We start from the raw sequence: 20,613 nt of genomic DNA on the forward strand, positions 1-20,613 counted from the left end.
TCTTCGGCCATGTCGGCACTCCATACTCTCCCCAGCCCCGGCCGCACCGCCGGGGCGCCACCGTGACCCCGCACGGCATCCCCCAGGGAGGCAGACATGGCCCTCACCACCCGTCGCAGAGCCCTCACCACCCTCGCCGCCGGACTGGCGGGCAGCATCGCCCTGCCCGCGTACGCACAGGCGGGCGAGGACAGGCACCGCCCGCGTCCGCTGTGGCGCGCGCACGCCCACAACGACTACCTCCACCCCCGGCCCCTCCTCGACGCCCTCGACCACCGCTTCGGCAGCGTCGAGGCCGACATCTACCTCGTCGACGGCCAACTCCTCGTCGCCCACGACCCGGTGGAGCTCGACCCGGCCCGCACCCTGGAGTCCCTCTACCTGAACCCGCTCGCCGCCCGCGTGAAGGCGGGCGGCGGCGCGGTGTACCGGGGACACCGCAGGCCCCTCCAACTGCTCATCGACATCAAGACCGAGGGTGCGGCCACCTACCTCGAACTGGACCGCCGGCTGCGCCCCTACCGGCACCTGTTCACCACGTACGCCCGTGGCCGCGTGCTGCCCGGCGCGGTGACCGCCGTGATCTCCGGCGACCGTGCCGCCCGGGTGCCCATGGAGGCCCAGAGCGTGCGGCGCGCCTTCTACGACGGCCGGCTCACCGATCTCGGCAGCGCGGCCCCGGCCTCCTTCATCCCGCTGATCAGCGACAACTGGACACTCAACTTCACCTGGCAGGGCGTCGGCACCTTCCCCGAGGCCGAGCGGAGCAAGCTGCGCGGGATCATCTCGGCGGCGCACTCCCGTGGACAGCGGGTCCGCTTCTGGGCCACCCCGGATCTGGCGGGTCCCGAGCGTGACGCGGTCTGGGGCGAACTCCTCGCCGCGGACGCCGACCACCTCAACACCGACGACCTCGCGGGACTCGAAGCCTTCCTGGACGCCCGTCGACGGGCGTGACCCCGCGCCCGGTCACACGCAGTCAACACACGTTCGGCGGTCATGTCAGCCGCACGGACGAACTCCCCGCTACGTCACACTTGCGGCCGAAAGCCGCGGTGTGGACGTGGCGGAGGAGGTTGACGGTGGCCATTTCCATCTCTGTGGTGCTGCTGCTCGTGATTCTGACGGTGATCTTCCTGCGCAACGGCGCGCTGAAGATGTCGCACGCCGTGGTCTGCGTCCTGCTCGGCTTCTATCTCGCGAGCACCAGCATGGCGCCGACCATCCAGGAGGGGCTCACGGCGACCGCCGACATCGTCAGCGGTCTCAGGCCGTGAGCCCGCGCCGGTGAACCCGCACGCGTGAGGCGTGCGGGCCGGATCCGTGCGGGACGGATCCGTGCGTCAGGTCCGTGAGAACACGCCGATCCCGTTGGGCACCGGGCGTTCGGCCCCGCCGCTGGGGTGGTTGCGTACGGCGGCGGTGGCCGAGCCCGGCTCCCGGGCGGCCAGTGTGGTGGAGCCGCCGCCGTCCAGGCTGAACGCGTCCACCGAACCCAACCGCCGCATGGTGTCGGCGACTTCCGCGACGGTGAGACCGCTGCGGAACTCCGGCGCCCCGTCCAGGGCCAGGAGCAGCAGCCGGGTACCGCCGTCCGAGACCCCCACCGCGGTCCGTACCGCGGCTGTCGTGTCGTCGAGGCCCGCGAGCGGCCGGCCGCCGCGCAGGACCGGATACCCGCCGATCGCGAAGCGGTACGGGACTCCCGACGCGGCCGCCACCAACCGGTGCCGCACCACGACCCGCTCGCCCACGGACAGCTTCCGCAGCTGCTGGGCGCCCGCCTCCCGGCCGACCAGCACCGTGGTGTCCGCGGCGACGGCTCCGCTGCCGGGGGTGTCGGTCGAGGAGACGACCCGGCCGTCCTGGACGGTCACCTCATGGGTGTCCGTACTGCAGGGCGCGGCCCGGTCGGTGTCGGTCCCGCAGGTGGCCCGCACCCGGGAGACCTGGCCCCAGTCCGAGGTGAACGCCCCCACGGAGCCCTCGGGCAGCGCGTACTGGTTGAGGCCGCCGAGCGGGAACCGTGTCCCGTCGGCCGAGACCGAACCGTCCAGGGCCAGGCTGTCGAGGCGGGCCCGGTGGTCCGTGCCCACGCCGAGCACGTCCTCGGTGCTCGTGCCGGGCGGCAGGGCGGGGCCGAAGCGCTGGCCGTCCGGGACCGCCGCCTTGAAGGTGTGCCCGTGCCCGACGGCCGGGCCGACGGACGCCCCGGTCGCCTCGACGCCCGGGTGCTGGGTCTCGGTGATGTTGAAGAAGTCGCCGTTGACGCCCGCGACGGCACCCTGGGCGTCGGCCAGCCGCGAGACCGGGGCCCGTGCCGCGACCGCGCCGGGGTGGAGCAGGTCGACGCTCACCCGGGGGTCGCCGAGGTCGACGCTGAGTACGTGTGCGTGGGTCACACCCTTGGCGGCCGGAATGTCGAACTCCGAGTAGCGCACGCCCGGCGCGACCCTGTTGACGTCCGGTGCGGCGTCGGCCGGTGCCGCACCCACGAGGGCGGCACCGGCCAGCGCGCTCCAGGCGGCGAAGACCGTTGTTGCGGTTCTGAGTCGTCCGGTGCGTCGTGTCACGGTGCCCCTGCTCTCCGCTGTCTCCTCAAATGGCCCAGGACACAGGGGAGTTCACCACAGAGTGGGTGTCGTGACGACGACTACGTGCCGACGAGACGTGAACGGGTCAGGAAACGTACCCCTTCGGGTGCCTCCAGGGAGAAGCCGCTGCCCCTGCCCTCCACCACGTCCACGATGATCCGGGTGTGGCTCCAGGCGTCGTACTGGCTGCGGGACATCCAGAACGAGACGGGTTCCTCGACGCCCTCGACGGCCAGTGAGGCGAGCAGCACGTCCGAGCCGCCGGTCTTGAACTCACCCTCCGGATAACACATGGGCGCGCTGCCGTCACAGCAGCCGCCGGACTGATGGAACATCAGGGGGCCGTGTACGGCTCGCAGTTTCCGCAGCAGCTCGGTCGCGGCGGGTGTCAGTTCCACGGCGGGGGCGGGGTTGGTCTGGGGCACCGGGCATCACTCCTCACCGGACTGTACCGAGCGGGAAGGGACGGTGTATATATGTGCGGCTTCGCCCCGGTCTCCTCAGGGGCGTGGGGGACTGCGCGCTCAGCCCCCACCGGAGCCGCACCTGCCGGACCATCTGCCGGACCACCTGCGCGGCGTGCCCATGGACCGCTCAGACGACCTGCTGCACCACCAGGACCCCCGCCCCGGCGACCGCCACCGCCATCGCCGCGGCCCGGGTACGCCGCACGTCCAGGTGACGGCTGAGCGGACGGGAGAGCAGCACACCCGCCAGCGCGGCGGGAGCGAGCAGCGCGGTGCGCCGCAAGGAGTGCGCGCCCACCGCGCCGGCCGCCGTCAGCGCGGCCAGGCTCATCAGCGAACCGACGAGGAAGAAGGAACTCATCGTGGCCCGCAACCGCGCACCGCTCAGCCGCTGCCACACCATGGCCATGGGCGGGCCGCCGATGGACGTCGCGGTGCCCATCAGCCCCGACGCCATACCGGCGAGGAGCACCGAGGACCGCCGCTCCCGGGGTACGTAGCCGGCGATGCTCAGCGCCACCCCGCCGAGCACCACCGCGGCGATGAACAGCGTGAGGTACCGGGCGGGCAGCAGCGCCACGAGCAGCGCGCCCGCCAGTACCCCCGGCACCCGTCCGACGAGCGCCCAGCCGCAGCCGCGCAGGTCCGCCCCGTGCCGTTCGCGCGCCACGACCGTCGCCGTCACCCCGGTGGCCAGCAGCAGCACCACCGTCGGGGCCATGGACGGGTCGACGAGGGCGAAGACCGGCGCCGCGATCATGCCGAGGCCGAAACCGATGGAGACCTGCAGCAGCGCGCCGATCCCCACGGTGAGGGAGAGCAGAGCGAACTCCGCCCCGCTCATGCCCACCCCGCTCACGCCCACGCGGTCTCCGCCTCCAACGGGAAGTGGCACAAAGCCGTGTGGGAGTCCGCCGCGCCCCGCGTCTCCCGTACGAACAGCGGTGGCTCCTGGGTGGCGCACACGTCCTCGGCGTGCCGGCACCGGGTGCGGAAGCGGCAGCCGGACGGGATGTCGAAGGGGGAGGGGATCTCCCCCTGGAGCAGGATCTCCCGGTCGCCGCCGGCGCGGGAGGCGTCCAGGACCGGCGCGGCCGACATCAGGGCAGCGGTGTACGGATGCCGGGGCCGCTCGAAGACGTCCTCGGTGGCGCCGTGCTCGACGACCTTGCCGAGGTACATCACGGTCACCCGGTCGGAGATGTACCGCACCACGGACAGGTCGTGGGAGATGAACACGTAGGCGACGCCGAGGCGTTCACGCAGTTCCGACAGGACGTTCAGGACCTGGGCCTGCACCGACAGGTCCAGGGCGGAGACCGGCTCGTCGCAGACGATGAGGTCGGGGTCCAGGGCCAGCGCGCGGGCGATGCCGATGCGCTGGCGCTGTCCGCCGGAGAACTCGTTGGGGTAGCGGTGGGCGTCGCTCTCGCGCAGCCCGACCAGGGCCAGCAGTTCGCGCACGCGCTTGTCGCGGGCCTTCGCACCGGGCACGACGTCCTGGTGGGTGCGCCAGGGCTCGCCGATCAGGTCGGCGGCCGACATCCGGGCGTTGAGCGAGGCGAAGGGGTCCTGGAAGACCATCTGGACACGGCGGCGCCAGGCCAGCAGGTCCTTGCCGCGCAGGGCGAAGGGGTCGGTGCCGTCGAACCGTACGGTGCCCGCGTCCGGGCGTTCCAGGCCGAGCAGCACCCGGGCGAGGGTGGACTTGCCGCAGCCCGACTCGCCGACGAGGCCGAGGGTCTCGCCCCGGCCGAGCTGGATGTCCACCCCGTCCAGGGCGGTCAGCCGGCGGCGGCCGTGGCCGAAGGTCTTCGTGATGCCGCGGACCTCCAGCAGGGACCCGGACCCCTGCGGTCCGTCGGCACGGTGCCCGTCGGTGGCAGCGGCGGCGGTGTCCGTGGCGGCGTCGGCTGCGGTGGTGGCGCGGCTGTCAGGCATGCGGCTCTCAGGCACGGGCGAGCTCCTCGGAGAAATGGCAGGCGGCCGAGCGTCCGTCGCCCGACGGGCGCAGGACCGGCCGCTCCTGGACGCAGCGCTCACGCACCAGCGGGCAGCGGTCCTGGAAGACGCAGCCGGCCGGCACCGCGCTCAGTTCGGGCGGACTGCCGGGCACGGCGGGCAGCGGGCGCCCGCGCACGGCGTGTTCCGGAACCGAGTCGAGCAGCCCCCTCGTGTAGGGGTGCCGGGGGTCGGCGAAGACCTCGCGCACCGGCCCGTTCTCGACGACGGTGCCCGCGTACATGACGACCACGTCGTCCGCGCGCTGGGCGACCACGGCCAGGTCGTGGGTGATCAGGACGAGGGCCATGTCCCGCTCGTCCTGGAGGTCCCGCAGCAGCCGCATGATCTGCGCCTGCACGGTCACGTCCAGCGCGGTGGTGGGTTCGTCGGCGATGAGGACGTCCGGGTCGAGGGCGACCGCCATCGCGATCAGCAGCCGCTGCCGCATACCGCCGGAGAACTGGTGCGGGTAGGAACGGGCCCGCTGCCGCGGCTCCGGGATGCCCACCCGGGTCATCAGCTCGATCGCCTTCTCGTGGGCCTGACGCCGGGAGAGTCCGCGGTGGATGCGGAACGGCTCGCCGATCTGCCGGCCGACCGGCTGCACCGGGTTGAGCGCGGTCAGGGCGTCCTGGAACACGATGGACAGCACGGGTCCGGCGAGCTTGCGGCGCTGGGCCGGGCTCATCCTCAGCGTGTCGTCGCCCCTGACCCGCACGGCACCGCCGGTCACGTCGGCCGCCGGGTCCAGCAGCCCCACGACCGACAGCGCGGTCATGGACTTGCCGCAGCCCGACTCGCCGAGGAGAGCCAGGGTGCGGCCGCGACGGACGCTGAAGCTGACACCGTCGACGGCGCGTACCCGCCCCTTGGGCGTGCTCAGGTCGACGCAGAGCCCCTCGACGTCCAGGGCGGGGGTGTCGGAGGCGTCGTCGGCGGCGGGCGGCGAGGGCACGGCGGTGGTCGTCACGGGATCAACTCCGGGGGTACGGCGGCGGAGGCACCGCGGCGCTTCGTGGGCAGCGTCAGCCGCCAGCGCTGTGCGGGGTCGGTGGCGATGCGGGCCCAGGCGGCGAGCACCGTGGCGGACACCGTCGTGAACACGATGGCGAGCCCCGGGAGCACGGTGATCCACCAGGCGGTCTGGAGGTACTGCCGCCCCTGGGCGACCATCAGACCCCAGCTGACGTCCGGCGGCTGGATGCCGATGCCCAGGAAACTCAGGGACGACTCGGTCAGCATCACGAAGCAGAAGTCGAGGGTGGCGACCGTCAGCAGGGTCGGCAGGGCGATCGGCAGGATGTGCCGGTAGATGATGTTCCGGCTGGGGGTGCCGAAGGTGCGGGCCGCGTCCACGAACAGCCGGCTGCGCAGTTCGGCCGCCTCCGCCCGCGCGGTGCGCAGATACACCGGGACACGGGCCACCGCGAGGATCAGCACGATGTTCAGCGCGCTCGGCGAGAACACGTACAGCACGACCACCGCGATCAGCAGCGAGGGGAAGCTGAGGATCACGTCGGCGACCCGCATGGCGATGCTCTCGCGGCGGCCACCGTGGTAGCCGGCCCACAGGCCGAGTGCCGCGCCGATCACCAGCGAGCACAGCACGGCGGGGACGGCCACGGACAGGGTCGTCGCGGCGGCGTCCACCAGCCGGGCCAGGACGCTGCGCCCCAGGACGTCGGTGCCGAGCAGCCCGTACACCCCGTCGTCCAGGGACGGTGGCCGCAAGGAGGCGTGCAGGTCCTGCTGCTGCGCGCGGTCGCCGATGACGAGCCGGCCGAAGAGCGCCACGAGGGCGACCACGGTGAGGACGACGGCCGCGACGGCCGCCGCACGGTCGCGGCCCAGCATCCGCCACCAGTTCGCCCGGTGGGGTCCGGGCCGGTCGGGCTCGGGGCCGGAGCCAGGACCGGAGCCGGGCCCGGTGTCCTTCGTGGTGGTGGGACTCTCGGCGCTGGGGCCTTCGGCGTGCGGATCTTCGGTGCGGGGGGCTTCGGCGCTGGGGTCTTCTCGGGGCATGGTGCTTCCTTCGCTCACGCCGGCACCGCCTGGCGCACACGGGGATCGGTCAGCGCGTGACAGACGTCGACCAGGATGTTGAGCGCGAAGATCGTCACCGCGGTGAGCAGGACCGCCGCCTGGAGGACCGCGAAGTCGCGCTGGAGGATGGAGTCGATCATGAGTTTGCCGATGCCGGGCCAGCCGAAGATCGTCTCGACGATCACCGCGCCGTTGACGAGGCCCACCGCCAGGTCGCCGGCCACGGTCAGGACCGGTGTCACCGCGTTGCGCAGGGCGTGGCCGAAGATCACCCGCTGGGGCGTGGCGCCCTTGCTGCGGGCGACCTTGACATAGGGGGCGGAGAGCGCGGAGACCATGCTGCCGCGCACCACCTGGACGAGGACGCCGAAGGGCCGGATCAGCAGGGTGGCGATGGGCAGGACCCAGATCTCGGGTCCGCCGAGCGTGCCCGAGGTCGGCAGCCAGCCGAGGCTCACCCCGAAGACGAGCACGCCCATGATGGCGAACCAGAAGTCGGGGATGCTGGCGGCCGTCATCGACAGCAGACTGGCGATCCGGTCGACCAGGGAGTTGGGCCGGTAGGCGGCCAGGCTGCCGACCAGCACCGCTCCGGTGATCGCGAGCAGCATGGTCACACCGGCGAGCTGCAGGGTGACCGGGAAGGCGTCGAGCACCATGTCGGTGGCCGGCTGCCCGGTCCGCAGCGAGGTGCCGAAGTCCAGGTGAGCGGCGTCGACGAGGTAGTTCCACAGCTGTGCGGGGATCGACAGGTCGAAGCCCTGGGCGGCGGAGAAGTCCGCGCGCTGCTGTGCGGTGGCGCTCAGCGGGAGGTAGAGGTCGACCGGATTGCCGGTCATCCGGGCCAGGAAGAAGACGCCGAGCACCACACAGAACAGCGGGATGGCGCTGGAGATGATGCGTTTGCGCAGGAAGGGGAACATGTCAGTGCTTCGCCCCCTCGGCCGGGCCGACCTCGGCCAGCCGTAGTTCGTCCCCGGTGGCGGAGTTCGGTTCGTAGTGGATCGACGGTGACAGACCGAGCAGTCCGGTCATATGGGCGATGTGGGTGTACTGCACGACGGTCTCGTTCTGGCGCCTCAGCAGGTCGGCGAAGGCCTTCTGGCGCTTCTCGCCGGACAGCAGGTTCGCGGCGGCGAGGCGCCGGTCGAGGTCCTCGGTGCCGAAGGTGGACTGCGGGCCGTCGCTGAGCAGGTACTGGCTGGCGGTGAAGGCCGCGTCACCGGCCTGGTTGCCGTGCATGATCAGCAGGGCGATGGGCCCCACGTTCTTCGGCAGCGGCCTCAGCTGGTACTGGAGCTGGGTGGCGGTGTCGGCCATCCGCACCCGGACGCTCAGCCCGATCTGCTTCATCTGGTACTGGAGGGCCTCCGCGGTCTCCGAAACCCCGGAGAACATGCCGTTGCGGGCGACCAGGGTGATGGTGCGGCCGGTGGGTACGCCGTCGGCCTTCGCCTCCTTCACCAGGGACCGGGCCTTCGCCACGTCCTGCCGGGGCGGTTCGATCGCGTCGCTGTGCCCGACCACTCCGGGCGGGACGAGTTGGCCCGCGGGTTCGGCCAGTCCGCCGAGCAGGGCGTCGATGATGCCCTGGCGGTCGACGGCCAGGTCGATCGCCCGGCGTACCCGCAGGTCGTCGAGCGGTGCCTCGCGGCCGTCGAGGCGCAGCGCGGTCGTCTCGTTGTTGGGGTACGAGGCGGTGGTGTCCTTCTCCGCCTCCATCGAGTCGAGCGCGACGGCGATCTCCGCCTCACCCTTGTCGATCATGGCGGCCCGGACGCTGGCGTCGCTGCGCCAGACGTAGCGGGCCCGGGGGAAGTCGGGAGCCTTGCCCCAGTAGTCGTCGTAGCGGTTGAGCGAGATCGAGGTGCCGGCCTGCCAGGAGCGTACGGCGTAGGGGCCGGTGCCGATCGGGACGCGCACCTTGGCCTTCGTGTCGGTGGTGCGCGGCACGATCTCCACGAAGCTCAGACGCAGCGGGAGGATCGGGTCGGGCTCGGGGGTGGTGACGGTCAGCCGGTTGTCGTCGACCGCCTTGACCTTGAGGTCGTCGTCGCCGAAGACATAGCCCTCGACGTTGCAGGCGAGGTCGGAGTTGACCGCGCGGTCGATCGAGAAGGCGGCGTCCTTCGCGGTGAACGGCTCACCGTTCTGGAAGGTCACCCCGCTGCGGGTGTCGAAGGCCCAGGTGCGGGGCGAGGTCTGTTTCCAACCGGTCGCGAGCAGGGGGTGCAGGTCGCCCGAGTCGGGGTCGCGTTCGACGAGCGGCTCGGTGATGTTGGACCGGACCACGACGCCGGTACTGGTCAGTGAGGCTTCACAGGGTTCGAGCGTGGGTGGTTCCTGGGTGAGCACCACGCGCAGGGTGCGGCCGTCGGCCCGGCCGGCGTCGCCGCCGGCGCTGTTGGCCACGGCGCAGCCACTGGACACCAGCACCGTGCCCGCCAGCAGCAGGGCGGTCGTCGTGCGGGGCCGCCGTCGTTCGGGCGGGCGGGAAGAAACGGAGGACTTCATCGTCGGCGTATCTCCGGGGGAGTGCTGATGTGTCACGTTCCGAGTTCGGGGCTACCTCCGGAAGCTGTCTACAATTGCGTACTCGGTCCGCATCCGTGAACGCCGAAGCTAAACCGACGCAGTGGCAGCGTCAATACATGTGCGACGTCGGATCTCCTCGGGCCCGTCGTCACCACGGCGCCCGGACGTCCCGAGAACCCTCGGATCCCCGAACCCTCGACCACGACGGGAGTACCACCATGTCCCTGTCCCACGCCTCCTCCACCACCTCCGCCGATCCGGCGGCCCAGGGCACCGTCCTGCAGGTGTCCCCGCTGCTCCCCGCCCTGGAGAAGGCGCTGGACGAGCGTTACCGCACCGTACGTCTGCACGAGCTGCTCGACCCCGAGGCGTATCTGCGCGAGGAGGCCGGCGGCGTGGTGGCCGCGGTGACCAGCGCGCGGTTCGGCGTCGGCAACGCCCTGATGGACGCGCTGCCGCGGCTGGGGGCGATCGTCCACTTCGGCGTCGGGTACGAGACCACGGACGTGGCCCGTGCCAGGGCGCGCGGCATCGACGTCAGCAACACCCCCGACGTGCTCACCGACTGCGTGGCCGACCTCGCCGTCGGCGGTCTGATCGACGTCATGCGCGAGCTGTCGGCCTCCGACCGGTACGTGCGGGCGGGCCGGTGGACCGCCGCGCCCTACCCGCTGACCTCCCGGGTGAGCGGGAAGCGGGTGGGCATCCTCGGCCTCGGCCGGATCGGCCGGGCCGTCGCGCGCCGCCTCGAAGGCTTCGGCATGGACATCGCGTACTGCTCGCGGGTCCCGGTGCCCGACGTCGCCCACCGCCACCTGCCCACCGCGCGGGAGCTGGCCGCCGAGTGCGACGCGCTCGTCGTCACGGTCGCGGGCGGGGCGGACACCAGGGGACTGGTCTCGGCGGAGGTGCTCGAAGCGCTCGGCCCCCGGGGCTACCTGGTCAACGTCGCACGCGGGAGCGTCGTCGACGAGCCGGCCCTGGTCGCGGCGGTGCGGGAGGGGCGGATCGCCGGGGCGGCCCTCGACGTCTTCGCCGACGAGCCGAACGTGCCGCGGGCGCTGCTGGAGTCGGACCGGGTGCTCCTGCTGCCCCACGTGGCCAGCGGGACCCATGAGACGCGGCAGGCGATGGGCGACCTGGTCCTGGACAACGTCGAGCGGTTCCTGACGGAGGGGGTTCTGCTCACACCGGTTCCGTAGACCGCCCGCACGCCGCGTGGACGGCCGTGGGGGACGCGGCCATTGACAGCCCCATGGCCGTCTGTCTACAAATGAGAACGCGGACTACATATGAGGATAGCTTTGATGGCAGGGAACGCAGCACGCATCGCCGACGTCACCGTGACCCCCGTGGCCTTCCGGGACTACCCACTGCTCAACACGGTCGGGGTGCACGAGCCCTACGCGCTGCGCACGATCGTCGAGATGACCACCGAGTCCGGTGTCACCGGCATCGGCGAGACGTACGGCGGCACCCTCCACCTGGCACGGCTGCGCCGCGCCGCCGAGGAACTGACCGGCCTGGACGTCTGGAACCTCAACGACCTGATCGCCCGCACCAAGAGCGCCCTGGGCCCGGACACCTCCGGCGGCGACGGCATGTCCGGGATGGTCACCGGCAGCAGTGCCGTGGACCGGGTCATGTCTCCGTTCGACGTCGCCTGCCTGGACATCCAGGGCAAGCTCCTCGGCAGGCCCGTCAGCGACCTGCTGGGCGGCGCCGTACGCCCCTCGGTCCCCTACAGCGCCTACCTCTTCTACAAGTGGGCCGCGCACCCCGGCGAGGAGGACGACGACTGGGGCGCCGCCCTCGACCCGGCCGGCCTCGTCGACCAGGCCCGCCGCATGATCGACACGTACGGCTTCTCCTCCATCAAGCTCAAGGGCGGCGTCTTCCCGCCGGACGAGGAGATCGCCGCGGTCAGGGCCCTGCGGAAGGCCTTCCCCGACCTGCCGCTGCGCCTGGACCCCAACGCCGCCTGGAGCACGGAGACCTCACTGCGGGTCGCCCGGGAGCTGGACGGTGACCTTCAGTACCTGGAGGACCCGACCGAGGGCATCGACGGCATGGCGGCCGTGGCCGCGGGGACGACGACACCCCTGGCGACCAACATGTGCGTCGTCTCCTTCGACGACCTCGCCCCGGCCGTGGCCCGCGGCTCCGTCGGCATCGTGCTGTCCGACCACCACTTCTGGGGCGGGCTGCGGCGCTGCGGACAGCTCTCCGCGATCTGCGACACCTTCGGCCTGGGCCTGTCGATGCACTCCAACTCCCATCTGGGCATCAGCCTCGCGGCGATGACCCACCTGGCGGCGGCCACCCCGCGCCTCACCTACGCGTGCGACACGCACACGCCCTGGAAGCAGCCGGACGAGGACGTCGTGGACACCGAGGTGCTGCGGTTCAAGGAAGGCCGGGTCACCGTGCCGACAGCCCCCGGCCTGGGCGTGGAACTGGACCGGGACGCGCTCGCCCGGCTCCACCGGCAGTACCTCGACTGCGGGCTGCGCGACCGCGACGACACCGGCTACATGCGCCGCGTCGACCCCTCGTTCTCGACCAAGACCCCCCGGTGGTGACCCGACCGTGCAGATCATGCTCAACCACCGCATCCTGAGCCGTTTCCACGAACCGCTCAAGGCCCGCGCGCAGGGCCGGCACACCTGGCTGGAGTCGTTCGACTGGGACGCCGCACGGATCTCCGAGGCCGTCGCCGACGCCGAGGTGTTCGTGGGCTCACAGCTGAGCGCCGAGGACGCCCGGCGCGCCGGACGGCTCCGGCTCGTCCACGTCGTCGGCGCCGGCTACGACGGCATCCCGCTGGACGCGCTCGGCCCTCAGGTGTCGGTCACGACCACGCACCACCACGGCCGTTCCATCGCCGAGCACGTGCTCATGTCCGTCATGATGCTGTCCCGCGACGTCCTGGGCGCCGACCGCGCGCTGCGGGCCGGACAGTGGCGCAACGTGGCCGTCGACCCGGAGCTGCCGTTCGGGACGACGCTCCAGGGGCGCCGGGTCGGCATCATCGGGTTCGGCGAGACCGGCACCGAGGTGGCCCGCCTCTGCCAGGCGGTGGGGCTGCGGGTGCGTGCCGTGCGCCGCGACCCCTCCGCGCCGGTCCCGGACGACCTGCGGACCGACTGGATCGGCGGCGACGACCGGCTGCCCGAGCTGCTGGCCGAGTCCGACGTCGTGGTGGTCACGGTTCCGCTCGGCCCCGCCACCCGCGGGCTGATCGGCCCCGCCGAACTGGCGGCCATGGGACCGGGGGCCCTGCTGGTCAACGTGGCCCGCGGGCCGGTCGTCCAGGAGGAGGCGCTGTACGAGGCGCTCGACTCCGGGGTCATCGCCGGCGCCGCGCTCGACGTGTGGTGGTCGGGCCCGCCGCAGGCACCGAGCCGGCTGCCGTTCCACACCCTGCCCAACGTGCTGATGACCCCGCACCACTCGGGTCACACGACCGACACCTTCGCCGCCCGAGCGGCGGAGATCGCCGACAACATCAACCGCCTGGAACAGGGCAGGCCGCTCGCGAACGTGGTGCGCGCGGGCGCGACCACGGCACCCTGACGGCCGACCTCGACCCCAGCCCCCTCACCCCCTGCCGGCCTACCGCCTGCTGTCCTACTGCCCCAGGAGTTGTAGACCCTCATGCTCGAAGGCGTCCTCTTCTTTCCCGTCACCCCCTTCACGGACAGCGGCGAGGTCGACCTCGCCGTCCTGCGCCGGCACATCGCGGAGAGGACCGAGGCCGGACCCGGCGGTGTGTTCGTCGCGTGCGGCACCGGTGAGTTCCACGCGCTGGACGTCGAGGAGTACACCGCGGTGGTACGGACCGCCGTGGAGGCGGTGGCCGGCCGGGTCCCGGTGTACGCCGGGGCCGGTGGCGCGCTCGGACTGGCCCGGCGCTTCGCCAGGGCCGCGGCCGAGGCGGGCGCGGACGGCCTGCTGCTCATGCCTCCCTACCTGGTCGAGTCGCCCGCCGAGGGGCTGGTCGCGTACACCCGCGCGGTCGCCGCGGAGACAGCCCTGCCGGTGATCGTCTACCACCGGGGGAACGCGCGCTTCGACGAGAACTCGGCGTCCCAGGTGGCCCAGCTGCCCACGGTGACCGGCCTGAAGGACGGCACCGGCGACCTCGATCTCCTGGCGCGCATCATCCCGGCCGTACGGGAGTCGCTGGCCGCGTCCGGCAAGGAGTTCCAGTTCTTCAACGGCATGCCCACCGCGGAGGCGAGCCAGCCGGCCTACCGCGCCCTGGGTGTACGGCTGTACTCCTCGGCGGCGTTCGCCTTCGCGCCCGACATCTCCCTGGCCTTCTACCGCGCGGTGGAGGAGGGCGACCTCGCACGGGTCGACGCCTTGCAGCGAACCTTCTTCCACCCCTTGGTCAGGCTCCGCAAGCGGGTCCCCGGCTACGCGGTGGCCCTGGTGAAGGCGGGGGTGACCCTGGAGGGAACCAAGGCGGGCCCGGTCCGCCCACCACTGACGTCCCTGGGCACAGAAGAGATCAAGGAACTGGCAGCCATCATCACAGAGGCCCGCACAGTACTCACCACCTGACGACTGCCCGGGGCCGAGCCGGATTACGAAACGAGGCGCTTTCAGGGGCGCGGTTCTTGGTGGCTGGGTGCGGGCGCGAGGAGAGGCGCCCTGCCGCTTTTTGGGGGCGCGGGGAACTGCGCGCTCAGCCCCGACGGGCCTGCGGCCGTACGGCACACCCGGTGGCCGGTTCTTGGTGGCTGGGTGCGGGCGCGAGGAGAGGCGCCCTGCCGCTTTTTGGGGGCGCGGGGAACTGCGCGCTCAGCCCCGACGGGCCCGCGGCCGTACGACACACACGGTGGCCGGTTCTTGGTGGCTGGGCGCGGGCGCGAGGAGAGGCGCCCTGCCGCTTTTAGGGGCGCGGGGAACTGCGCGCCCAGCCCCCACCGGCCCGCGCACGAACGACACCGCGGCCCGGGTGGGGGCCCCGCGCCGTCCCGGGCTCCGGGCCCCCGGAACCCGGGCTCGCGTTGCCCGCCGCGACACCGTGACGCACGCTGGGCGGTATGGCTGCCACCGACGGCCCCACGCTGATCACCTCCGTCCAGCGAGCCTTCCGCCTGCTGGAAGCGGTGACCGCGCACGAGAACGGCGCACCGGCGAAACAGCTGGCGCGGGAGACGGACCTGCCGCTGGCGACCGCCTACCACCTGCTGCGCACCCTCGTCCACGACGGCTACCTCCGGAAGCTGGAGGACGGCGGCTTCGTCGTGGGCGACAAGATGCAGACCCTGCGCAGCGCGGGCCGCGGCCAGGCCCTCCTCAACCGCGTCCGCCCCGCACTCGCCGCACTGCGCGACGAGTTCGCGGCCGCCGCCTACCTCACCTTCTACGAGGAGGGTGAGATCAGGGTGGCCGAGATCGTCGACGGCCCACGCGCACCCCGCGTCGACCTCTGGGTGGGTTTCGAGGAGGCAGGCCACGCCACCGCCCTGGGCAAGTCCGTGCTGCGGGAGCTGGACGGCGAGGCCCGCGAGGACTACCTGTCCCGCCACCGGCTCGCCGACCTCACCCCCCGGACGATCACCAGCAGACCCGAACTGCTCCGGCGCCTGGACTCCTCACCCACGGCTCCGGCCGTCACGGACCTGGAGGAGTACGCCCTGGGCACCGTCTGCGTCGCCGTCCCGGTCTACAGCGGAGACACGCTCGGCTCGCTCGGCGTCTCGCTGCCCGTGCACAGGCTCTCCCTGCTGGCGGAGATCGGCGCGCGGTTGATCCCCGCCGCCACTCGTGTGACCAGGGGCCTCTCGCTCACTATCTGAAATCCTCTTCTTGTGGCACCCCGGACCCACGTCGTTTCCTGGAGGAAACAGGCATTTCGGGAGCGCGGCCCCGCAGGTCGCGTACCCGTGTGCATGCCACACACAGAGTGAGGACTGCGGCCGAACATGAGTCACGCGCGACATCACGGCGGCGACCACCGGACGGCACGACCGACCTGGCCCCACACAACCGGCTCGGGCCCGGCCGGCACAGGCGCCGGTACAGGCACAGGCACCTCGCGCCTCAAGCGCGCCGCCACGCGGCTGGCCGTCGGAGCCCCCGTCCTGCCCGTCCTGCCCGCACTGATCGTCGCGGCCGTCGCGCTCACCGACCTCTTCGGCGGAGCGGGAATGATCTGGCTGCCCCTGCTGGTGGCCGGACCCGCCCTGGCCGCCACCACCAACGGCCCGCCCGGAGTCTTCTGCGTGGGCCTCCTCGCCGCTGTGCTCGGCGCGACGTTCGGAATCCACGACGGCGTTCCGGACCGCGAACTGGCGGCCGTGCTGGCGGCCCTCCTTGCCGTCACCCTGGCGGGAGCCCTGGCGAGCGCGCTGCGCGGCCGCAGGGAACGGGTGCTCGCGGCGGTCCGCTCGGTCGCGGAGACCGCCCAGCACGCGGTACTCACGCCCGTTCCCGCGACGGTCGGCCCGTTCCAGGTGGCCGTCCGCTACAGCGCCGCTGCGGCCGAGTCCCGGATCGGCGGGGATCTCTACGCCCTGATACCCACCCCGTACGGGGTACGCCTGATCGTCGGTGATGTGCGGGGGAAGGGTCTGCCGGCGGTGGGGACCGCCGCGCTGGTGCTCGGCGTCTTCCGGGAGGCCGCCTACGACGAACCCGATCTGCTCGCCGTCGTCGACAGGATCGAGCGGAGCCTGGCACGCAACCTCGGTGACGACGACTTCGTGACCGCCGTCGTCGCCGGACACCCGCGGGCCGGGCTCCTGGAAGTGGCGAACTGCGGACACGCGCCGCCGCTGCTGGTGGAGGCGTCAGGGAACATCGTCGCGGCGGAGCCGGCGCATCACGCCCCGCCCCTGGGACTGCGGGCCCTCACGGATCACGCCCCGGCCCTGCAGACGCTCCCCTTCGCAGACGGCGACCAGTTACTGCTCTACACGGACGGAGTGACCGAGGCCCGCGACCGCGGTCGTGCGTTCTACCCGCTCGCCGACGGTCTGACCCGGCACGTGGGCGACGACCCGGCCCGTACGCTCGACGCGATCCACGAGGAACTGCTGGCGCACGTGGGCGGCCGGCTGCACGACGACGCGGCGATGCTCCTGATCCGCAAGCCGGCCCCTGTGGAGGCGGCCGCTCCCGACCCCGCTCCCCTCCTGCCCGCCCGACGGCGAGGCGAGAGCGGCGCGCCCCCGCCCCGGTCACGTCCGGACCGTCAGGTAAGGCATGCCTAACGTCAGTTAGTGTTCCCCGTGCACGTACTCGCCGGACGCACGCATGTTTGGAGTCGGCCTTGCCGCACACGATCGACACCGCCGAAGAGTCGCCGGACGCCGTGACCGAGGAAGGCTGGGTCGAGCTGAGGTCGAGCGCCGAGCTGCGCGAGTTGCTGGGCGAGCCCTGGCCGGTCGTGATCGAGAAGGTCCACGACCGGCTCGCCGACCAGGATCAGGACATCATCGCCCGCTCGCCCTTCTGCCTGCTGGCCACCTCCGACTCGCGCGGCAACTGCGACGTCTCGCCGCGAGGGGACACCCCGGGTTTCACCCACGTCGTCGACTCCGGCACGCTCGCCCTGCCCGACCGGCCGGGAAACCGGCGGGGCGACAGCTTCCACAACATCCTGGACAACCCGCACGCCGGCCTGCTGTACCTGATCCCCGGCAGCAAAGAGGTCCTGCGGGTCAACGGCAAGGCGCGCATCCTCACCGACGCCCCGTTCTTCGACGCCATGACGGTGAAGGGCCAGCGGCCCGCACTGGCGCTGCTCCTGGAGATCCACGAGATCTACCTGCACTGCCCGGCGTCACTGCGCCGCTCGGGCGTCTGGGATCCGGCGTCGTGGCACACGGCCTGAGCCGCCGGCCGGACACCCGAAAGGGGCTCAGGCGTCCAGCGACGCCACGTAGGGTGCCAGCTTCGCCGGGCTCATCAGCCACATGATCCGGTCGATGCCCTGCGCCGAGACGTCGACGGTGAGCAGGGCCACCGGACGGCCACCGGACCGGACGAGGACGGCGGGACGGCCGTTGGCCTCGACCCAGCGGACGTCCGACCCCGGCCAGAACCGTGGCGCGAAGGCCGCGAGGTAACGGGAGACGTGCGGTAGTCCCACGACCGGGATCCTCGACGCGCCCCGCATCCCTCCGCCGTCGGAGTAGCTGACGACGTCCGCGGCGAGGACGTCCTCGAGCGCCTTGAGGTCACCCGTCTGCGCCGCCGTGAGGAACACCTCCAGCAGCCGCCGGTGCTCGCTGCGGCTGACCTGTTCCCTCCGCTCGGCGGCCAGGTGCTTGCGCGAACGGCTCACCAGCTGACGGGTGTTGGCCTCGCTCGTCTCCAGGATCTCGGCGATCTGCCGGTAGGGGTAGTCGAACGCCTCCCGCAGGACGTACGCGGCCCGTTCCACCGGGTTCAGCTTTTCGAGGAGGAGCAGGACCGCCATCTCGACCGCCTCGGCCCGTTCCGCCCCGACCTGCGGGTCCGGGCCGGTGTCGATCGGCTCGGGGAGCCACGGACCGACATACGACTCGCGCCGCACCCTGGCGGACTGGGCCGTGTTGATCGCGAGGCGCGTGGCGATGGTGGCCAGGAAGGCGGCCGGTTCGACGACGCCCGAGCGGTCGGCGTTCTGCCACCGCACCCAGGTCTCCTGGCACACGTCCTCGGCCTCGGCGGCGCTGCCGAGCATGCGGTAGGCGATTCCGAAGAGCTGAGGACGCGCCGCGACGAACTGCCTCGTCGCTGTCTGCAGAGAGCTGGCGTCGTCCCCGGTGGGCATCGGAGTCCCTTCTGTCCAAAGGCCCGTCATATTACAGCGGGCGTGCGAAGGCCGCCGTGGCTGTCACAGATCGGTCGTGCGTCCGGTCAACTCTGCCAAGACCCGAACCCTTTGCGCGACGCGACCCAACTGAGTGGCCCGTCCGAGCAACCCACGCGAGCAACCCACGGAAGGTGCGAACTGTGCCGGAGAATCACGCAGGACACGTACACGGGGCCGACGAGCGGCCGGGGGCGGCGGCCGGCTGGACGACCGCCGCCACGATGCTCCAGGACGCCTCGCCGATCACCGTCCCCGAGGGCGCCTCGGCGATGACCATCCAGGTCGAGTGGGAGCCGGGCGACCCGGGAACCCCTCCGCATCGTCACTCCGGTCCCGCCTTCGGTTACGTCGTCGAGGGCGCGGTCCGCTTCGAACTGGAGGGTGAGCCCGAGCGGGTCGTCGAAGCGGGCGGCACCTTCTGGGAGCCCGGCGGTGACGTGATCCACTACCAGGACGGCAACGCGCTGACGGACGCGCGAACCCGGTTCGTGGTGACCATGATGTGCGCGCCGGGCCGGCCCATGCTCGAACTGGTCGACGAGGACGAACTGGAGAAGCGGGCCCACCTGCGCGCTCCCCGCCCCACGGCCTGACCGCCCCCTCGAAGGGAACTTCGGAAATACCGCTGCCGGTCGGTCGACCCACCGACCGGCAGCGGTACTCCACTGTCAGAACTGTCAGACGAGTTCGAGCCCTCCGTCGACCACCACCCCTACGACGGTGGCGCCGACGTCTTCCTCGCCACGTCCGAGGAACGGGACCGGATGCGTGAGTCGTATGTCGACCGGCTGTCCGGCCGTCCGTCGGGTCTCTGACCGGCTCGGACCACCGCTCCCCACAGCACAGCGAGGGTCCGAGCCGTTGTCGTCGAGCCGGTCAGTTCTCCCAGCGGACCGGCATGAGGAGGGAGAAGGCGCTCTCGTCGTCGGGGCGGCGGATCGCCAGTGGGGCCGTGGGTGCGCCCAGTTCCAGGAGCAGTTCGTCCCGGGCGGCGGCGGTGAGCGCGTGCAGCAGGAACTCGCGGTCGACGGCCACGTTGTCGGGGTCGTCGTCACCGTCGGCGCACACGATCACGGTTCCGTCCCCCGCCACCCGCAGCACGCTGAGGTCGCGAGGCTCGCCGCCCTGCTCACGCGTATCGCTCCCGCGGACGGGGCCGCTCTCCAGCGCCGCCCGGAAGGCCGCCGTGTCGAAACGGACCCTGCGGCCCGCCGGGAGGTGGACGAGGCGGCGGTAGTCGGGGAACTCGTGGCCCAGGTTCCGGCCCGCCGTCTGCCGGTCCCCGGCCTCCAGCGTGACCCTGTCCCCGTCCACCGTGAGCCGGGCGGGCTCCTCACCGGTCAGCAGCGCCCGCATCGCGTCGGCGAGGGGGAGCGGCACGACCACCTGCGTCCGGGGCCCGCCGTGCCCGGTCGTGCGTGCCCGTGCGACCGCCAGCCGGTAGCGGTCGGTGGCCACGACATGGAGCTCATCGCCCTCCATGTCGAAGAGGATCCCGCCGAGCATCGGCAGCTCGGGGTCGGTACCCGCGGCGAACCGGACGGTGTCCAGCGAGGCGGCCAACTCCCGGGCGGGGACGGACAGTCGGGCGGCGGTGGTGCGGAGCGAGGTCATCGAGTTCTCCCTGCGGTCGAGTAGTGCTCGGATCGTGGAGAACTCGCCGCGGGCCTCGGACAGCCCCAGTTCCAGGCGGCGCAGGTGTGCGTCGAGGAGACCTCGTACGAGGTCCGTGTCCGCGCCGGCCCAGCCGGCCAGGACGAGCCGGATGTCGGCCAGCGGCATACCCGCCCGCCGCAGCCGGGCCAGCAGGCGGGCCTCGGCCAACTGCTGGGGCTCGTACCAGCGGTAGCCGCTGACCGGGTCCACCCACGCGGGGACCAGCACACCGGCCCGGTCGTAGAACCGCAGCGCGCTCGCGCTCAGTCCGCCGTCCCGGGCCATCTCCCCGATGCTGCGCATCTCGTTCTCCACATCCGGAACCCTGAACCCTCGACAAGGTCGAGGGTCAACCCCCGTCAACCCTGCCCGACCCGTCCTCGGGGCGTACGCCTTCACGTTTCCCTCACCGGACGTGTCGGAGGGGCGGTCGGCAATTGCGTGTTCCGAGTGATGGCAGAGTGTTGGCTGAGGTTTTCGCGCGGAGGCTGCCGGC

General features: G+C 72.1%; 20 protein-coding genes. 10 read left to right on the forward strand and 10 right to left on the reverse strand.

The features are described 5' to 3' along the window. Nucleotides 1-96 precede the first annotated feature (96 nt). Together ACLVWQ_RS15895 and ACLVWQ_RS15900 are read left to right on the forward strand one after the other, a co-directional pair. The gene (locus ACLVWQ_RS15895; RefSeq protein ID WP_414109331.1) at nucleotides 97-957 is read left to right on the forward strand and encodes a phosphatidylinositol-specific phospholipase C/glycerophosphodiester phosphodiesterase family protein; all 861 of its coding nucleotides are present in this window, start codon (nucleotides 97-99) and stop codon (nucleotides 955-957) included. A 125-nt stretch (nucleotides 958-1,082) separates the two neighbouring features. Then, nucleotides 1,083-1,277 (forward strand): hypothetical protein, encoded by a 195-nt coding sequence (locus ACLVWQ_RS15900; RefSeq protein ID WP_414109332.1) that lies wholly within the window; start codon nucleotides 1,083-1,085, stop codon nucleotides 1,275-1,277. A 66-nt stretch (nucleotides 1,278-1,343) separates the two neighbouring features. On the opposite strand, the gene ACLVWQ_RS15905 is transcribed toward ACLVWQ_RS15900, so the two are convergent. The 8 genes from ACLVWQ_RS15905 to ACLVWQ_RS15940 all read right to left on the reverse strand — a co-directional run bounded on the left by ACLVWQ_RS15905 (nucleotide 1,344) and on the right by ACLVWQ_RS15940 (nucleotide 9,622). Beyond that, nucleotides 1,344-2,573 (reverse strand): phosphodiester glycosidase family protein, encoded by a 1,230-nt coding sequence (locus ACLVWQ_RS15905; protein ID WP_414109333.1) that lies wholly within the window; start codon nucleotides 2,571-2,573, stop codon nucleotides 1,344-1,346. A gap of 80 nt (nucleotides 2,574-2,653) precedes the next feature. Next, nucleotides 2,654-3,019, reverse strand: coding sequence for a DUF779 domain-containing protein (locus ACLVWQ_RS15910; RefSeq protein ID WP_414109334.1), 366 nt, complete (start codon nucleotides 3,017-3,019; stop codon nucleotides 2,654-2,656). A 169-nt stretch (nucleotides 3,020-3,188) separates the two neighbouring features. Next, nucleotides 3,189-3,920 carry a sulfite exporter TauE/SafE family protein gene (locus ACLVWQ_RS15915; RefSeq protein ID WP_414109335.1) on the reverse strand — a complete coding sequence of 244 codons (732 nt, stop codon included), beginning with the start codon at nucleotides 3,918-3,920 and terminating at the stop codon, nucleotides 3,189-3,191. Then, nucleotides 3,917-5,002, reverse strand: a complete 1,086-nt coding sequence (locus ACLVWQ_RS15920; protein WP_414109389.1) for an ABC transporter ATP-binding protein — start codon at nucleotides 5,000-5,002, stop codon at nucleotides 3,917-3,919. The genes ACLVWQ_RS15915 and ACLVWQ_RS15920 overlap by 4 nt, the downstream gene beginning before the upstream one ends. A 7-nt stretch (nucleotides 5,003-5,009) precedes the next feature. Beyond that, nucleotides 5,010-6,035: an ABC transporter ATP-binding protein gene (locus ACLVWQ_RS15925; protein WP_414109336.1), complete on the reverse strand. Its 1,026-nt coding sequence runs from the start codon at nucleotides 6,033-6,035 to the stop codon at nucleotides 5,010-5,012. Then, complete coding sequence (locus tag ACLVWQ_RS15930; protein ID WP_414109338.1) at nucleotides 6,032-7,087, reverse strand: ABC transporter permease; 1,056 nt, start codon at nucleotides 7,085-7,087, stop codon at nucleotides 6,032-6,034. The genes ACLVWQ_RS15925 and ACLVWQ_RS15930 overlap by 4 nt, the downstream gene beginning before the upstream one ends. Before the next feature lie 14 nt (nucleotides 7,088-7,101). Then, on the reverse strand, nucleotides 7,102-8,031 hold the full coding sequence (locus tag ACLVWQ_RS15935) for an ABC transporter permease (protein ID WP_414109339.1): 930 nt from the start codon (nucleotides 8,029-8,031) through the stop codon (nucleotides 7,102-7,104). 1 nt (nucleotide 8,032) lies between these two features. Continuing rightward, nucleotides 8,033-9,622, reverse strand: coding sequence for an ABC transporter substrate-binding protein (locus tag ACLVWQ_RS15940; protein WP_414109340.1), 1,590 nt, complete (start codon nucleotides 9,620-9,622; stop codon nucleotides 8,033-8,035). Nucleotides 9,623-9,861: 239 nt separating this feature from the next. On the opposite strand from ACLVWQ_RS15940, the gene ACLVWQ_RS15945 reads away from it, so the two are divergent. From ACLVWQ_RS15945 to ACLVWQ_RS15975, 7 genes are all read left to right on the forward strand, one after another. Then, nucleotides 9,862-10,845 (forward strand): 2-hydroxyacid dehydrogenase, encoded by a 984-nt coding sequence (locus ACLVWQ_RS15945; RefSeq protein WP_414109341.1) that lies wholly within the window; start codon nucleotides 9,862-9,864, stop codon nucleotides 10,843-10,845. A 105-nt stretch (nucleotides 10,846-10,950) separates the two neighbouring features. After that, nucleotides 10,951-12,225: a glucarate dehydratase family protein gene (locus ACLVWQ_RS15950; protein ID WP_414109342.1), complete on the forward strand. Its 1,275-nt coding sequence runs from the start codon at nucleotides 10,951-10,953 to the stop codon at nucleotides 12,223-12,225. Nucleotides 12,226-12,241: 16 nt separating this feature from the next. Continuing rightward, a complete protein-coding gene (locus ACLVWQ_RS15955) occupies nucleotides 12,242-13,219 on the forward strand; it encodes a 2-hydroxyacid dehydrogenase (protein ID WP_414109343.1) in 978 nt (325 codons plus the stop codon). 81 nt (nucleotides 13,220-13,300) lie between these two features. Next, nucleotides 13,301-14,212 carry a 5-dehydro-4-deoxyglucarate dehydratase gene (locus ACLVWQ_RS15960; protein WP_414109344.1) on the forward strand — a complete coding sequence of 304 codons (912 nt, stop codon included), beginning with the start codon at nucleotides 13,301-13,303 and terminating at the stop codon, nucleotides 14,210-14,212. 485 nt (nucleotides 14,213-14,697) lie between these two features. Then, entirely contained in the window at nucleotides 14,698-15,456 is a 759-nt protein-coding gene (locus ACLVWQ_RS15965) for an IclR family transcriptional regulator (protein ID WP_414109345.1), read from the forward strand. A gap of 126 nt (nucleotides 15,457-15,582) precedes the next feature. After that, complete coding sequence (locus ACLVWQ_RS15970; RefSeq protein ID WP_414109347.1) at nucleotides 15,583-16,872, forward strand: PP2C family protein-serine/threonine phosphatase; 1,290 nt, start codon at nucleotides 15,583-15,585, stop codon at nucleotides 16,870-16,872. 59 nt (nucleotides 16,873-16,931) lie between these two features. Further along, nucleotides 16,932-17,495, forward strand: a complete 564-nt coding sequence (locus ACLVWQ_RS15975; protein ID WP_414109348.1) for an MSMEG_1061 family FMN-dependent PPOX-type flavoprotein — start codon at nucleotides 16,932-16,934, stop codon at nucleotides 17,493-17,495. 27 nt (nucleotides 17,496-17,522) lie between these two features. On the opposite strand, the gene ACLVWQ_RS15980 is transcribed toward ACLVWQ_RS15975, so the two are convergent. After that, on the reverse strand, nucleotides 17,523-18,419 hold the full coding sequence (locus ACLVWQ_RS15980) for an RNA polymerase sigma-70 factor (protein WP_414109349.1): 897 nt from the start codon (nucleotides 18,417-18,419) through the stop codon (nucleotides 17,523-17,525). Nucleotides 18,420-18,601: 182 nt separating this feature from the next. Here ACLVWQ_RS15980 and ACLVWQ_RS15985 point away from each other — a divergent pair, with 182 nt between their 5' ends. After that, complete coding sequence (locus tag ACLVWQ_RS15985; RefSeq protein WP_414109350.1) at nucleotides 18,602-19,054, forward strand: cupin domain-containing protein; 453 nt, start codon at nucleotides 18,602-18,604, stop codon at nucleotides 19,052-19,054. Between the two features lie 283 nt (nucleotides 19,055-19,337). On the opposite strand, the gene ACLVWQ_RS15990 is transcribed toward ACLVWQ_RS15985, so the two are convergent. Continuing rightward, on the reverse strand, nucleotides 19,338-20,420 hold the full coding sequence (locus tag ACLVWQ_RS15990) for a MerR family transcriptional regulator (RefSeq protein ID WP_414109351.1): 1,083 nt from the start codon (nucleotides 20,418-20,420) through the stop codon (nucleotides 19,338-19,340). Nucleotides 20,421-20,613 lie beyond the last annotated feature (193 nt).

It is taken from the genome of Streptomyces sp. CWNU-52B, assembly GCF_047444975.1.
In the GTDB taxonomy this organism is placed as follows: domain Bacteria; phylum Actinomycetota; class Actinomycetes; order Streptomycetales; family Streptomycetaceae; genus Streptomyces.

Bases quoted from the DNA above. Each gene is read 5' to 3' on its own strand.
- ACLVWQ_RS15920 (WP_414109389.1), bottom strand. From the start codon at position 5,002: ATGCCTGACAGCCGCGCCACCACCGCAGCCGACGCCGCCACGGACACC.
- ACLVWQ_RS15955 (WP_414109343.1), top strand. From the start codon at position 12,242: ATGCTCAACCACCGCATCCTGAGCCGTTTCCACGAACCGCTCAAGGCC.
- ACLVWQ_RS15960 (WP_414109344.1), top strand. From the start codon at position 13,301: ATGCTCGAAGGCGTCCTCTTCTTTCCCGTCACCCCCTTCACGGACAGC.
- ACLVWQ_RS15990 (WP_414109351.1), bottom strand. From the start codon at position 20,420: ATGCGCAGCATCGGGGAGATGGCCCGGGACGGCGGACTGAGCGCGAGC.
- ACLVWQ_RS15980 (WP_414109349.1), bottom strand. From the start codon at position 18,419: ATGCCCACCGGGGACGACGCCAGCTCTCTGCAGACAGCGACGAGGCAG.
- ACLVWQ_RS15945 (WP_414109341.1), top strand. From the start codon at position 9,862: ATGTCCCTGTCCCACGCCTCCTCCACCACCTCCGCCGATCCGGCGGCC.
- ACLVWQ_RS15935 (WP_414109339.1), bottom strand. From the start codon at position 8,031: ATGTTCCCCTTCCTGCGCAAACGCATCATCTCCAGCGCCATCCCGCTG.
- ACLVWQ_RS15930 (WP_414109338.1), bottom strand. From the start codon at position 7,087: ATGCCCCGAGAAGACCCCAGCGCCGAAGCCCCCCGCACCGAAGATCCG.
- ACLVWQ_RS15965 (WP_414109345.1), top strand. From the start codon at position 14,698: ATGGCTGCCACCGACGGCCCCACGCTGATCACCTCCGTCCAGCGAGCC.
- ACLVWQ_RS15970 (WP_414109347.1), top strand. From the start codon at position 15,583: ATGAGTCACGCGCGACATCACGGCGGCGACCACCGGACGGCACGACCG.
- ACLVWQ_RS15950 (WP_414109342.1), top strand. From the start codon at position 10,951: ATGGCAGGGAACGCAGCACGCATCGCCGACGTCACCGTGACCCCCGTG.
- ACLVWQ_RS15940 (WP_414109340.1), bottom strand. From the start codon at position 9,622: ATGAAGTCCTCCGTTTCTTCCCGCCCGCCCGAACGACGGCGGCCCCGC.
- ACLVWQ_RS15895 (WP_414109331.1), top strand. From the start codon at position 97: ATGGCCCTCACCACCCGTCGCAGAGCCCTCACCACCCTCGCCGCCGGA.